A 12,138-nucleotide genomic window follows, 5' to 3' on the forward strand; every position below is an offset into this window, starting at 1 on the left:
GAGTGATGAACACACCGGACTCCGACCGCGAACTGGAGACGCTGCGGGCGCGGGTCGCCGCCCTGGAGGCGGAGGCCGGGCGACCGCCCGTGCGCCGCCACAGACTGCGCTCCTTCTTCGCCGCGCTGTTGATCGTCCTCGGCTGCGTGCTCGCCCCGCTGGGCATCGTCGCCGCCTGGACGGCCGACATCGTCGGCGACACCGACCGCTACGTCTCCACGGTGAAACCGCTCGCCTCGGACCCGGACATCCAGGCCGCCGTGGCGAACCGGGTCACCGGCGCGGTCATGGAACACATCGACCTGCAGGACCTCCTGGAAGGCGTCGCCCCGGAACAACGCCCGCTCCTGGCACGGGCACTGGGCCGTCTGGGTGACTCCCTGGAGAGCGCGGTGCAGAGCTTCGTCCACGAGAAGGCGGAGGAGATCGTCTCCTCGGACGCCTTCGAGACGGTGTGGACCGACGCCAACCGCGCGATCCACACCTCGCTCGTCCGCGCCCTGACCGGCAGCGGCGAGGGCGCGGTGGAGATCAAGAACGACACGGTGACGCTCGACCTCGCGCCCGTCATCGAGCGGGTCAAGCAGCGTCTCGTCGAGTCCGGCCTCACGGTCGCCGAGAAGATCCCCGAGGTGCACACCGACTTCACCATCCTCAAGGCCGACGACATCGGGAAGGTGAAGACCGGCTTCCGGCTCCTCGAACTGATGGGCTTCTGGCTGCCGGTCATCGCCATCCTGCTCGCCGCGGCCGGTGTGCTGCTCTCCACCCACCGGCGCCGCTCCCTGGTCGCCGCGGCGCTCGGCTTCGTCGCCGCGGCCCTGGTCCTCGCCCTCGGCCTGACCGTCTTCCGCACGGTCTATCTCAACGCCCTGCCCGACACCGTCTCGCAGGCGGCCGCCGAATCCGTCTACGACGCCCTGGTCCGCCTCCTCCGTACGACGATCAGGATGGTCGTGGTCCTCGGGGTGGTCCTCGCGCTCGCGGCCTGGCTCTCCGGCCCCGGCCGGTACGCCACGGTGGTCCGCGAGCTGTGGCACTCGGGCATCCGGGCCATGCGTCAGACGGCCGACCGCGTGGGCATGCGGACGGGCCCGGTCGGCCCGTTCGTCAGCCGGCACCGGACCTGGATCACCTGGATCCTGGTGGCCGCGGCGATCGTCGTGTATATCCTCTGGAGCCATCCGACGGGCTGGGTGGTCCTGGGCCTGGCCCTGGCGCTGTTGTTCGCGCTGGCGGTGGCGGAGTTCCTCGCTGAGGACGAGAAGGCGGGGGAGGGCGGGGAGAAGGAGCCGGAGCGGGAGCCCGTCTGAGTCCCCTTCGCGTTCAGTCCCCCACCCGGACGAGTGCGAGGGTGATGTTGTCCGGTCCGCCGGCCTCGATGGCGGCCTTCCACAGCTCGAAGGCCGCCTTGCCGTCGTCGTGCACCCGCAGCAGGTCCTCGATCTCCTCGTCGGGCACCGGGTCGGTGAGGCCGTCGCTGCACACCAGATAGCGGTCGCCCAGGGAGAGCGGGAAGCTCGCGACATGGGGCGTGACGGCGTTGTACGTGTGGCTGCCGCCGAGGGTCTGGAGTACGGCCGAGGTGGTGCGCTGCCCCGGCGGGGGCGGCGGGCTGTCGTCCACGCTGACCTGGCGCAGCCCGGCCCGCGCCGCGTTGTACACCTTGCTGTCGCCGACGTTGAACGACAGCAGCGACCCCTCCAGGACGAGCGTGCCCGCCACCGTGGTCCCCATGGTGGCCAGGTCGGGGCGGCCGTCGGCGGCCGCGTACACGGCCCGGTTGCACAGTTCCAGGGCCTCGCCCATCGCCTCCGTGCCGACCAGCGCCGGGCCGAGCGCGGCGAGCCGGCGCACGACCAGCCCGCTGGCCACCTCACCGGCCGGCTGCCCGCCCAGCCCGTCGGCGACGGCGACGAGAAGCGGCCGGTCGAGGGGGAACAGCATCGTCTGGGGGCTGTCGGTCACCGTTCCGCAGAGCGTCCACGGCCCGACGACGAGACTGTCCTCGTTGTGGTCGCGCAGCAGCCCCGCATGGCTCAGGGCGGTCACGGCTATGTACGGCGTCACGGCGTCCGCCTCCTCATGCCCTCCGTGTGCGCTCCCCGGCCTCTCCTCGCGTCCTCCCCGCGCCCTCCTCGTCCCTATTGTCCCGCGCTGACATGCGGGGCGCGGTCCGTCGTCGCACGCTGGTGCTGAGCTGCCTGGCCGCCGAGGAAAGGACGTCCGTCGATGTACGCGAGGCTGAGCACGTACCAGGGATCACCCGTACCGCCGGAGGGCGACCTGGCCGCCAGGTCGGAGGTGATCGTCAAGTTGGTGGAGACCCTTCCGGGCTTCCGTGGCGCGTACTACCTCGTCGACCGCGCCACGGGGAAGGCCACGTCGCTGACCCTCTGGGAGAACGAGGAGGCGATGGTGGGCAGTGAGGACCGGGCGGCCGAGGTACGGGACGAGTCGTCGCAGCGCGAGGGGCAGCGGGTCGTGTCCGTGGAGCACTTCGAGGTGGCGTTCAGCCGGCTGGCGCCGTAGAAGAACCTGGCAGTGGATCCCATATCTGGGATAGGTTCTCAGATATGGGATCAGTGGGATCGGGTGCCGAATCCGGGCCGACCGCGCTCGACAGCCGCCTGGCGGGCCGCCTCGCCGAGCTGCGGACGGAGCGCGGCTGGTCGCTGGACGACCTGGCCGGCCGTACGGGAGCGAGCCGGTCGACCCTGTCGCGCCTGGAGCGGGTCGAGCTGAGCCCGACGGCCGTCCTGCTGGGCAGGCTGTGCGCGGCGTACGGGCTGACGATGTCCCAGCTCCTCGCCGAGGTGGAGTCCGAGCCGCCGCTGGTGGTCCGCGCCGAGCACCAGGAGGTGTGGCGGGACGAGTCCGTGGGGTTCACCCGCCGCTCGGTGTCGCCGCCGCATCCGGGGCTGCGCGGCGAGCTCGTCGAGGGGGTGCTGCGGCCCGGGGCGGACATCGCGTACGACGGGCCTCCGGTCGCGGGTCTCGAACAGCACATCTGGGTCCTCGACGGCGCCCTGGAGGTGACCGAGGGCGGCCGCGCGCACGAGCTGGCGGCGGGGGACTGTCTGAGGTTCCGGCTCTGGGGACGCTCGCGCTTCCGCTGCCTGGGCGCGGATCCGGTGCGGTACGCGCTGCTGATCGTGCTGCCCTGAGCGTTCCGCTCCGAGAACCCGGAAGAAGCGAGGAACCGACGCCATGACCACCATCACCCACCTCTCCCCCGAGGCGTTCGGCGGCGCCGTCGACGGTCTGGCCGACGTCCTGGCCGACGCCGTCGCGAGCGGCGCGTCGCTGGGCTTCCTCCAGCCCTTCGGCCACGAGGCCGCGGTCGCCTGGTGGCACACCCGGCGCCTCGAGCCCAAGGCCAACGGCCGCCACCGCGCCGAGATCGTCAAGCTGATGGTCCACCGGAGGGCCCGGGGACACGGCCTGGCCCGCCGTCTGCTGTCCACGGCCGAACAGGCCGCCCAAGAGGCGGGCGTCACGCTGCTGTTGCTCGACACGGAGACCGACAGCACGGCCGACCGCCTCTACGCGACGACCGGCTGGACCCGCTTCGGGGAGGTCCCCGCGTACGCCACCGACCCCACGGGCGCCCTCCAGGACTGCAGCTTCTTCTACAAGGCGCTCATGCCCTCCTGAGCCTTCTCAGGGCCTCAGCGACCCGCGCCGTACGCCCTCCAGGACCGCGTCGGTCAGCACCGTCCCCTCGGTCCTCGCCGCGATCAGCACGGCCTCCGACAGATCCGCCCGCGAGAGGTCGGCGTCGGTGAGCTCGGCGCCGACGAACTTCGCCCGACGCAGGGAGGCACCGCGCAAGGTGGCGCCGACCAGCCGCGCGCGGGAGAACGTCGCGTCGTCCGCCCGGGCGCCGCTCAGGTCGGCGCCGGTGAGGTCGCAGAGGCCGCCGTTCACCCGCGTCAGCGTCGCGTCCACCAGGGTGGCTCCGCCCAGGTCGGCGCCCGTCAGGAACGCGTCGGTGAGGTCGCAGCCGCTCAGATCGCAGCCCCGCAGGTCGGCGTGGCTCAGATGAACGCCCGTCAGGTCCGCGCCCGCGAGGTCGACCCCCGCCAGCGGGATGCCCGCGAGGTCGTTGTCGTTGCCCCACGGCTGTGTCCACGCGCCCACCAGGGACCGCCAGTCGCCGTCGCCGGCAAGGGCGTCGCGCAGTCCGGCGAGAACGGAAGCGTTCTCCGGCCGCGCCCACCGGTCCCGTACCTCGGCCTCGTGGCTGCTCTCGTCGGTCATCCGCGTGACGTTCCGTTCCGGTCTCTTCGCGCCCCCCGCTTCGAGAGGAGAACACGCCTGCGCGGGGGGTCCGGTTCCGCGAGGACGGATTGACGTGCCGTCAGCAGCGACTCACCGGGCCGAGGCCGTCACGGTGTCGTCGAGGACGTGATCGAGCGCGGCTCCCAGCCGGCGTACTCCTTGCGTCAGCTCCGCATGGTCGGCCGTGGCGGCGAACCCGAGGCGCAGGTGGGCCGCCGGTGGCTCCGTGGCGAAGTAGCGGCTGCCGGGACTCACGGCGACGCCATGCTGCCGGGCGGCGCTCGTGAGGATGGTGTCGTCCACGCCGGGCGGCAGACGGACCCACAGGTGAAGGCCACCGGTCGGCGGCCCGGACAGGGTCGCGCCCGGGATCTCCTGGGCGACCGCGGCGGACAGTACGGCGCAGCGCTCGCGCAGCGCCGTACCGAGGGAGCGGACGTGCCGGTCCCAGGACGGGGAGCTGAGCACTTCCAGCGCCGCCTCCTGCAGCGGGCGCGTGACGAAGAAGTCGTCGACCAGGCGCACCGCACGCATACGCTCCATGACCGGTCCTCGGGCCACGAGCGCACCGATCCGCAGGCTCGGCGCCGCGGGCTTGGTGAGTGAGGTGACGTGGACGACCGTGCCGTCGCGGTCATCGGCGACCAGCGGCCGCGGTACGGCGCCGCCGTGTCCGAGGTGCCGTGCGAAATCGTCCTCGATCACGAACGCGCCCGAGGCGCGCGCCACATCGAGGATCTGGCGGCGTCGCTCGGACGCCAGCACCGTTCCGGTCGGGTTCTGGAAGGCCGGCTGGCAGTACAGCAGCCGTGCGCCCGTCATCGCGAACGCGTCGGCCAGCAGGTCGGGCCGCAAACCGTCGGCGTCGAGCGGGACCGGCACGGGCCGCAGCCCCGCCGCGCGGGCGGCGGCCAGGGCGCCGGGGTAGGTGGGCGACTCCACCAGCACCGGGCTGCCGGGTCCGGCGATGGCCCGGAACGCGATCGACAGGGCGCTCTGACCGCCGGCGGTGACCAGGACGTCCTGGGCGGCCACGCTGCCGCCGACGATGCGGGCGAACACGGTCCGCAGCGCCGCCAGTCCGCCGGCCGGGGCGCGGTCCCAGGCGTCCGGACGGCGTGCCGCGCGCGCCAGCGCCGCGCTCAGGGCCCGGGTGGGCTGGAGCGAGCGGTGCACATAACCGCCGTCCAGGGCAATGGTCCCGGCCGGTGGCGGTCCGAGCGGGTCGGCGATCGGGTGCGTGTCGACGGCGCGGTCCGTGAGGGCGACCGTCTGCCAGTCGGTGCCGGTGTCGGAGCCCTCCTCGCGGGTGCGGGTGCGCTGAGCCACGTACGTCCCACTGCCCGGACGGGTCACCACCGCGCCCTCCGCGGCCAGTGCGGCGATGGCCCGCGCCACGGTCGCGGGGCCGACCCGGTACTCCTTGATCAGTTCACGACTGCTCGGCAGCCGGTCACCGGGCGAGAGCCGGGAGAGCAGTGGGCGAAGCCTGTCGGCCAACTCCCCAGAAGTGCTACCGTCATTCATGAGAGACGAGAATAGCGCTACCGGCCCTGGTCCAGAAGCACTTCAGCTGGACGTCGCCGCTCTGCGAGCCGTCACCCCGGGTTGTCGGAACGTCATCCACTTCAACAACGCGGGCTGCGGGCTGCTGGCCTCCCCCGTACTCGACGCGATGGTCGGGCATCTGAACCTCGAAGCGCGGATGGGCGGTTACGAGGCATCGGCCGCCCGCGCCGCCGAAGTGCGCGCGTTCTACACGGAGATCGCCGCGCTCATCAACACCACGCCCGAGAACATCGCCTTCGCGGGCAGCGCCACCCACGCCTACGCCAACGCCCTGTCCTCGATCCCCTTCGAGGCCGACGACGTCATCCTCACCACCCGCGACGACTTCGTCTCCAACCAGATCGCCTTCCTGTCCCTGCGCAAGCGGTTCGGCGTGCGCATCGTCCACGCCCCCGACACCGTCGACGGGGGCGTCGACGTGGAGGCGATGGCCGCGCTGATGCGGACCCACCGGCCCCGCCTGGTGTCCGCCACCCATGTCCCCACCAACTCGGGACTGGTCTCACCGATCGCCGAGATCGGCCGGCACTGCCGGGAGCTGGACCTGCTCTACCTGGTGGACGCCTGCCAGTCGGTGGGCCAGTTCGTCATCGACGTGGAGGAGATCGGCTGCGACCTCCTCACCGCCACCTGCCGCAAATTCCTCCGCGGCCCGCGCGGCTCCGGATTCCTGTACGTATCCGATCGTGTCCTGCGAGCGGGCCACGAACCGCTGTTCATCGACATGCACGGGGCCCGCTGGACCGGGCCGAGCACCTACGAACCCGTCCCGACGGCAGCCCGGTTCGAGGAATGGGAATTCCCCTACGCCACGGTGCTCGGCAGCGCGGCCGCGACGCGGTACGCCCGCGAGGTCGGCATCGAGGCGATCGAACGGCGGACACCCGCGCTCGCGGCCCGGCTGCGCGACCGGCTCGAACCCGTGCCGGGGGTACGGGTGCTCGACCGTGGTCCGCGGCTCGCCGCGCTCGTCACCTTCGCGGTGGAGGGCTGGCAACCGCAGCCTTTCAAGGAGGCCATGGACGCCCGGAGCATCAACTCGGCACTCAGCTTCCGCGAGTTCGCCCAGTTCGACTTCGGGGACAAGGACGTCGACTGGTGCCTGCGCCTGTCGCCGCACTACTACAACACCGAGGAGGAGGTGGACCACGTCGCCGCCACGGTCACCGACCTCGCCCGTCAGGCCCCCGACCGCGGCCGGCGACGGCGCTGACACCGGCCATCGCCACGCGGACGGTCATCTCGGAGACGGCGGGCGGCTCCCCGGCCCGACCTGACGACGAAGGAGGCCCAGGTCGGTGACCTGGGCCTCCTCGGGAAGGACCGTGGCGGAACGGGACCGGCGCGCACCTGCGACGCAGCGCACCCCGTCCGCCGACACCCGCGGTTCGGCCGTGGCGAGGTCAGGCCGCCGCCCCCACCCGTGCGCGGCTCGTGGTCTCCTGCCGCACGACACGCCGGCGGCGGGACGGCAGGCCCGCTGTCGGGTTGGCGACGCCCCAGGCCGCGCCCTTGCAGATCACTTCCTTGTAGAGGGCGGCCATGCGGCCCGTCAGGGCCCTGTCGACCGCTCGGTCGTCGGCGGTGACGAACTGGATCAGGCCCTCCTCGCGGCCGAGGGAGATGCACTGCTGGAAGTAACGGATGGAGACGTGGGGGACCTTGGTGCCCGCGAGACGCGCGGCGATGGCGTCGGCGGCCTGCCAGGCCATGGGGACGCCCGAGGCGCACGACATGCGCAGGGGCTTGCCTTCGGGGCCCATCGCCATCGCCGCGTCGCCCACGGCGTACACGTCCGGGTGGGAGACCGAGCGCATCGTGGTGTCGACCACGATCTGGCCGCGGTCGGTGAGCTCCAGAGCGGTGGCCTGCGCGATCGGGTGGACGGCGAAGCCGGTGGTCCAGACGGTGACCTCGGCGGGGATGGTCCGGCCGTCGGCGGTCGTCACGCCGTCCGTCTCCACGGCGTTGACCGCGGCGTGTTCGTGGACCGTGATGCCGAGCTTGTCCACCACCTTCCGCAGGTGGGCGCGGCCCTTCTCCGCGAGCCAGTCGCCGAGGGCGCCGTGGGCGGCCAGGGCGACGTCGAGGTCCGGGCGGGCCTCGGCGATCTCGGTCGCGGCCTCCAGGCCGGTCAGGCCGCCGCCGACCACGACCACGCTCCGGCCGGCGTCCAGGGCGGCCAGTCGATCGCGGAGGCGGAGGGCGCCGGGGCGGCTGGAGATCTCGTGGGCGTGCTCGCCGGTGCCGGTGACGCCCCCGTCGTTCCAGCCGCTGCCGAGGGCGTAGACCAGCGTGTCGTAAGCCAGCTGCTCCTGCTCGGGGCCGTTCGCGGCGGTGACCGTCACCGTCTTGCGGTCCACGTCCACGGAGGTGACCTTCGCGAGCTTCAGCTCTACGCCCGTGCCCGCGAACATCTCGTCGAACGGCCGGGACTTGAGGTCCTGGCCGGCCGCGAGCTGGTGCAGCCGGACGCGCTCGACGAAGTCGGGCTCGGGGTTGACGAGGGTGATGGTGACGTCCTCGTGGTGCAGCCGCTTGGCGAGGCGGCCGGCGGCGACGGCACCGGTGTAGCCGGCTCCGAGGACGACGATGCGGTGCTGCATGTCCGTGCTCCTGTCTGGACGGGGGCTGCCGTGTCCGGCGTGGTTACGCACCTTGAACCGGACAGCCCGCCGTTCCCTGACAGGATCGGAATGTGACCTGCGTCACATTGCCTCAGAGGGTGAGGAGCGCCTCCCCGTGGTCCGCGGCGGCCCATTGCGCGGTCGCGCGGACGAGCTTGTCGGGGTTGACCTGGTTGCGGATTGCGGTGATGCCCTCCGCGGTGACCTCCAGGCAGGTGATCGCGACGACCCGGCCGTCCACGACCGCCACGATGGCGGGCTCGCCATTGGCGGTCGTCGCGTAGATCGCGGGCGCGCCGCCGACGAGGGCCCGCTTGGCCGGGCTGGGCTTGAACAGACCGCGCATGAACGTGGCGACCGCGAGCGCGCCCTCGAACGCCTTCGCGCGCGCCGGCACCTTCCCGCCGCCGTCACCGACCGAGAAGGCGTCCTGGGTGAGCAGGCGTACGAGGGGTTCGGTACGGCCCGTGGTCGCCGCGGCCAGGAACTCCTCGACGATCTTCCGGGCGGCGGCAGCGTCGATCTCGGTGCGCGCCTTGCCGTCCGCGATGTGCTTCTTGGCCCGGTGGTAGGTCTGCTGGCTGGCGGCCTCGGTGATCTCCAGGATCTCGGCGATCTCCCGGTGCGGGTGGTCGAACGCCTCGCGCAGCACGTACACCGCCCGCTCGTTGGGCGACAGGCGCTCCAGCAGGACCAGGACGGCGTACGACACCGAATCGCGCTGCTCGGCGGTGTCGGCAGGGCCGAGCATCGGGTCGCCGGCGAGCAGCGGCTCGGGGAGCCACCGTCCCACGTACGTCTCGCGCCGGGCACGTGCCGAAGTGAGCATGTTGAGACACCAGTTGGTGAGGACCTTCGTCAGCCAGGCCTCAGGCACCTCGATCCGCTCGACGTCGGCTGCCTGCCAGCGCAGGAACGTCTCCTGCACGGCATCCTCGGCCTCGCTCGCCGAACCGAGCAGCCGGTAGGCGATGGCCTCCAGCCGGGGCCTCGCCGTCTCGAACCGGTCCACGTCACTCATGATCAGGGCCATGCCGGCGATCCTAGGCGCCCTGGGGCGGAACGGCAGGGGAGACGCTGCTCTCCGGCAGGGCGCCGCACGGTCGGGGCGGTGTCTTACCTGGCCGGAGACACCGCGGGCGACGCGATCGCTGACGGCTGCTCGGCTGACCATGATCGGCCCGTGGACAGCACGTTCGAGATCCGACAGGATCGGCGGATGTCGAGGTGGGAGCGGCCGGTGGTGGTCGCCGTATGCGGGTCCCCGGGAGCCGGGAAGACCACTGTTGCTCGGGCAACGGCGCGCCGCCTCGGTGTGCCGTTCCTGACCCGGGATGAGATCAAGGCCGGTCTCGGGCTGTCCTCCGCTTCCGTCGCCGAGGACGGCGGTGTTCAGCTCAACCCGGACTTCCACGTCGCCGGCGGCCCATTGAGCCTCCGAGCCGAGGCCGTGATGGTCGACGCCGCCCGGCTGCTCGCCTCCTTGGGGGTGAGCTTCGTCGTGGAGTCCTCCGTGTTGTCGCGCGAGCTGCTGGACGCGCTGCTCGCATGTGACGCCCGAGTGCTCGCTGTTCACGTCGTCGCCCGCGAATCGGTCGTCGACGAGCGCCTCCGCGCCCGGGCGGCCGAAGGCGGGGCGGTGGACCGACAGCTCGCGTCCCAGTTCCAGCGAGGCGAGATGAAGCGGTCGATCTTCGATCCGCCGAGTGGAGTCGATGCCGTCATCGAAGTCGACACCTCGGACGATGCCGATCCGGACATCGACCCCATCGAGGCAGCGGTCGTCGCCCTGATGCGGTGACCCGCAGGGGCCAGGTGGTGCGCGGCGCCTGGGGAGGTCTGGACAACGACGAAGGCTTACATGGCTGCTGTACCGCAACGCTGCCGACAAACCGCCTCATGCGTACCGCAGCAGCCCTTGTGTCACCGCCTTGGGAGTGTCGCACCTGGAGTGTCAGCCGCTCCGGGGTAGACGTCTGAGGATGAACAATCCCGACACCTCCGGTGAGCTGCCGCGGGGGGTGATGCTGTTCGGTCCGCCCGGAACGGGCAAGAGCAATGTCGCGCACGCGATCGCCAGCCGCCTGGGATGGCCGTGCTTCGAACTGTTCCCCGCCGGCCGGCCGCCGAGTACGGGCTGGCCGGTGGGCTGAACCGGCGCTTCGACGAGATCGCCCGGCTCGACCACGTCCTGGTCTTCATCGACGAGGTCGAGGAGATCAGGAGCGGATGGCGGGAGCCCGTGTCGAAGCAGGGCTCGGCGGTGTCGACGGGCTCACTCGACTCAGTCCGGGGAAGGCGGAGGGGATGATTCGGCGGCGCGGCGGTACTCGGCGTTGATGCGCTGGGCTTCTTCGAGCTGGTCTTCGAGGATGATGATGCGGCAGGCGGCCTCGATCGGGGTGCCCTGGTCGACCAGCTCCCGGGCGCGGGCGGCGATGCGCAGCTGGTAGCGGGAGTAGCGGCGGTGGCCGCCGCCGGAGCGGAGCGGAGTGATGAGGCGCGCTTCACCGAGGGCGCGCAGGAATCCCTGGGTGGTGCCGATCATCTCGGCGGCCCGGCCCATCGTGTAGGCGGGGTAGTCGTCGTCGTCGAGACGGTCGAAGGAGTCGCCTGCTGTCACTTGCACCTCTCTGGTGAAGGCGTGGAGGGGCCCTGGCGCCGTACTGGCACCAGGGCCCCGAAGGAACTACTACACCATCTGCCGCTCCTGATACCGCACCGGCCTTCTGTTTCCGCCGACCCGACCGAGACGCTGTCGGGCACGCAGCGCCGCCGGGGAAACCCGTCGGTACGCGGGAGGGCCCGACCGGCACGTGTGCTGGTCGGGCCCTCCCGGCTGTTTCGGTGGCGGCTCGCGCCGGTCCCGTCGCTCAGACGGCGACCGGGGTGCTGAGCATCGCGGATGCCTGCTGGACCGGGGTGAGGCCGGGTGCGTCGGCGTCGGGAAGCCCGCGGCAGGTGAAGCCGAGCCGGGTCATGGCCCTCAGGACTTCGCCGGCGCTGAAGTCACGGCGGTCCTGACGGGTGATGACCTGGCCGACCTGCTTGGCGGGGTAGGCGCGGCGGCCGATGATCACGGAGTCGCCGGTGACCAGCTCGGGCTTGATGCCCTTCATGGATTCCAGGACGCCGCTCTTGGTCAGATCGAACGGGAACCGGGCGATGACACAACGCATGCTGCCTCACAGGGAGAAGGGGAGACGGGACCGGCCGCGGTGAGTCGGTTCAGGCCGGGGGGAGGACGCCCGGAGCGCCGCCTTGTCCGGCCGCGACGGGCAGGGCGCCGCTCCGGCGGTTTCTCGTCGGGTGTCCGGCCGGGGCGATCTGGGTGCTGGGTGAGGTGAACGGGCCGCGGTCGCCAGGGATGTCGCGCAGCCGGATGCGGTCCGTGTACGCGCTGCTGTCACGGACGGCGGCGAGCTGGGCCCGGGTGACCAGCCGGGTACACAGACCGTCGTCGTCACAGATGAGCAGATGCTCCGCGCGGGCACTGATCGCGACGGACAGGGCCACTTCCACGGTCATGTCGTCACCGACCCGCGGTGCGGCCGTTTCCGCGGCGTCGGCCACGTTCCTGTCCACGGGCGTGGCGTTCGCCGAGCGGGGCTGTGTCCGGACCGGCGTCACAACGTGCCTCCTGCAGAGATGGGTCGGT

General features: G+C 71.9%; 15 protein-coding genes. 7 read left to right on the forward strand and 8 right to left on the reverse strand.

Annotated features, from left to right (window positions below; translation table 11 throughout):
• The first annotated feature begins 5 nt into the window (after positions 1–5).
• Positions 6–1,313, forward strand: coding sequence for a hypothetical protein (locus tag ACFQ7Q_RS16915; protein ID WP_383555310.1), 1,308 nt, complete (start codon positions 6–8; stop codon positions 1,311–1,313).
• A 13-nt stretch (positions 1,314–1,326) separates the two neighbouring features.
• Here ACFQ7Q_RS16915 and ACFQ7Q_RS16920 read toward each other — a convergent pair whose 3' ends face one another.
• Entirely contained in the window at positions 1,327–2,070 is a 744-nt protein-coding gene (locus ACFQ7Q_RS16920; RefSeq protein WP_383555313.1) for a PP2C family protein-serine/threonine phosphatase, read from the reverse strand.
• A gap of 162 nt (positions 2,071–2,232) precedes the next feature.
• Between ACFQ7Q_RS16920 and ACFQ7Q_RS16925 the strand changes: the two genes are divergently transcribed.
• The 3 genes from ACFQ7Q_RS16925 to ACFQ7Q_RS16935 are packed head-to-tail and all read left to right on the forward strand — an operon-like array spanning position 2,233 to position 3,657.
• Positions 2,233–2,532: a hypothetical protein gene (locus tag ACFQ7Q_RS16925; protein WP_383555315.1), complete on the forward strand. Its 300-nt coding sequence runs from the start codon at positions 2,233–2,235 to the stop codon at positions 2,530–2,532.
• Positions 2,533–2,576: 44 nt separating this feature from the next.
• Positions 2,577–3,167, forward strand: a complete 591-nt coding sequence (locus ACFQ7Q_RS16930) for a helix-turn-helix domain-containing protein (RefSeq protein ID WP_383555318.1) — start codon at positions 2,577–2,579, stop codon at positions 3,165–3,167.
• A 43-nt stretch (positions 3,168–3,210) separates the two neighbouring features.
• The gene (locus ACFQ7Q_RS16935) at positions 3,211–3,657 is read left to right on the forward strand and encodes a GNAT family N-acetyltransferase (protein WP_383555320.1); all 447 of its coding nucleotides are present in this window, start codon (positions 3,211–3,213) and stop codon (positions 3,655–3,657) included.
• Between the two features lie 6 nt (positions 3,658–3,663).
• Here the strand turns inward: ACFQ7Q_RS16935 and ACFQ7Q_RS16940 are convergent, their stop codons facing one another.
• Complete coding sequence (locus ACFQ7Q_RS16940) at positions 3,664–4,263, reverse strand: pentapeptide repeat-containing protein (protein WP_383555323.1); 600 nt, start codon at positions 4,261–4,263, stop codon at positions 3,664–3,666.
• A gap of 111 nt (positions 4,264–4,374) precedes the next feature.
• The gene (locus ACFQ7Q_RS16945) at positions 4,375–5,811 is read right to left on the reverse strand and encodes a PLP-dependent aminotransferase family protein (protein WP_383555325.1); all 1,437 of its coding nucleotides are present in this window, start codon (positions 5,809–5,811) and stop codon (positions 4,375–4,377) included.
• Between ACFQ7Q_RS16945 and ACFQ7Q_RS16950 the strand changes: the two genes are divergently transcribed.
• Complete coding sequence (locus ACFQ7Q_RS16950) at positions 5,810–7,066, forward strand: aminotransferase class V-fold PLP-dependent enzyme (RefSeq protein WP_383555328.1); 1,257 nt, start codon at positions 5,810–5,812, stop codon at positions 7,064–7,066. The two genes, ACFQ7Q_RS16945 and ACFQ7Q_RS16950, sit on opposite strands and share 2 nt — an antisense overlap.
• Before the next feature lie 190 nt (positions 7,067–7,256).
• Here the strand turns inward: ACFQ7Q_RS16950 and ACFQ7Q_RS16955 are convergent, their stop codons facing one another.
• A complete protein-coding gene (locus tag ACFQ7Q_RS16955) occupies positions 7,257–8,459 on the reverse strand; it encodes an NAD(P)/FAD-dependent oxidoreductase (RefSeq protein WP_383555331.1) in 1,203 nt (400 codons plus the stop codon).
• Positions 8,460–8,571: 112 nt separating this feature from the next.
• Positions 8,572–9,513 (reverse strand): RNA polymerase sigma factor SigJ, encoded by a 942-nt coding sequence (gene sigJ / locus ACFQ7Q_RS16960; RefSeq protein ID WP_383555333.1) that lies wholly within the window; start codon positions 9,511–9,513, stop codon positions 8,572–8,574.
• Positions 9,514–9,663: 150 nt separating this feature from the next.
• On the opposite strand from sigJ, the gene ACFQ7Q_RS16965 reads away from it, so the two are divergent.
• Together ACFQ7Q_RS16965 and ACFQ7Q_RS16970 are read left to right on the forward strand one after the other, a co-directional pair.
• Positions 9,664–10,281, forward strand: a complete 618-nt coding sequence (locus ACFQ7Q_RS16965; protein WP_383555336.1) for an AAA family ATPase — start codon at positions 9,664–9,666, stop codon at positions 10,279–10,281.
• A 181-nt stretch (positions 10,282–10,462) separates the two neighbouring features.
• Positions 10,463–10,633 carry an AAA family ATPase gene (locus ACFQ7Q_RS16970; RefSeq protein WP_383555339.1) on the forward strand — a complete coding sequence of 57 codons (171 nt, stop codon included), beginning with the start codon at positions 10,463–10,465 and terminating at the stop codon, positions 10,631–10,633.
• Between the two features lie 131 nt (positions 10,634–10,764).
• Here ACFQ7Q_RS16970 and ACFQ7Q_RS16975 read toward each other — a convergent pair whose 3' ends face one another.
• The 3 genes from ACFQ7Q_RS16975 to ACFQ7Q_RS16985 all read right to left on the reverse strand — a co-directional run bounded on the left by ACFQ7Q_RS16975 (position 10,765) and on the right by ACFQ7Q_RS16985 (position 12,110).
• A complete protein-coding gene (locus ACFQ7Q_RS16975; protein WP_383555342.1) occupies positions 10,765–11,103 on the reverse strand; it encodes a MerR family transcriptional regulator in 339 nt (112 codons plus the stop codon).
• Between the two features lie 250 nt (positions 11,104–11,353).
• On the reverse strand, positions 11,354–11,659 hold the full coding sequence (locus tag ACFQ7Q_RS16980; RefSeq protein ID WP_383555344.1) for an SCO5918 family protein: 306 nt from the start codon (positions 11,657–11,659) through the stop codon (positions 11,354–11,356).
• Positions 11,660–11,708: 49 nt separating this feature from the next.
• Positions 11,709–12,110, reverse strand: a complete 402-nt coding sequence (locus tag ACFQ7Q_RS16985) for a hypothetical protein (protein ID WP_383555347.1) — start codon at positions 12,108–12,110, stop codon at positions 11,709–11,711.
• Positions 12,111–12,138 lie beyond the last annotated feature (28 nt).

Source organism: Streptomyces sp. NPDC056527 (genome assembly GCF_042794475.1).
Taxonomy (GTDB): domain Bacteria; phylum Actinomycetota; class Actinomycetes; order Streptomycetales; family Streptomycetaceae; genus Streptomyces.

Bases quoted from the DNA above. Each gene is read 5' to 3' on its own strand.
- ACFQ7Q_RS16915 (WP_383555310.1), top strand. From the start codon at position 6: ATGAACACACCGGACTCCGACCGCGAACTGGAGACGCTGCGGGCGCGG.
- ACFQ7Q_RS16925 (WP_383555315.1), top strand. From the start codon at position 2,233: ATGTACGCGAGGCTGAGCACGTACCAGGGATCACCCGTACCGCCGGAG.
- ACFQ7Q_RS16930 (WP_383555318.1), top strand. From the start codon at position 2,577: ATGGGATCAGTGGGATCGGGTGCCGAATCCGGGCCGACCGCGCTCGAC.
- ACFQ7Q_RS16935 (WP_383555320.1), top strand. From the start codon at position 3,211: ATGACCACCATCACCCACCTCTCCCCCGAGGCGTTCGGCGGCGCCGTC.
- ACFQ7Q_RS16940 (WP_383555323.1), bottom strand. From the start codon at position 4,263: ATGACCGACGAGAGCAGCCACGAGGCCGAGGTACGGGACCGGTGGGCG.
- ACFQ7Q_RS16950 (WP_383555328.1), top strand. From the start codon at position 5,810: ATGAGAGACGAGAATAGCGCTACCGGCCCTGGTCCAGAAGCACTTCAG.
- ACFQ7Q_RS16945 (WP_383555325.1), bottom strand. From the start codon at position 5,811: ATGAATGACGGTAGCACTTCTGGGGAGTTGGCCGACAGGCTTCGCCCA.
- ACFQ7Q_RS16955 (WP_383555331.1), bottom strand. From the start codon at position 8,459: ATGCAGCACCGCATCGTCGTCCTCGGAGCCGGCTACACCGGTGCCGTC.
- sigJ (WP_383555333.1), bottom strand. From the start codon at position 9,513: ATGGCCCTGATCATGAGTGACGTGGACCGGTTCGAGACGGCGAGGCCC.
- ACFQ7Q_RS16970 (WP_383555339.1), top strand. From the start codon at position 10,463: ATGAACAATCCCGACACCTCCGGTGAGCTGCCGCGGGGGGTGATGCTG.
- ACFQ7Q_RS16980 (WP_383555344.1), bottom strand. From the start codon at position 11,659: ATGCGTTGTGTCATCGCCCGGTTCCCGTTCGATCTGACCAAGAGCGGC.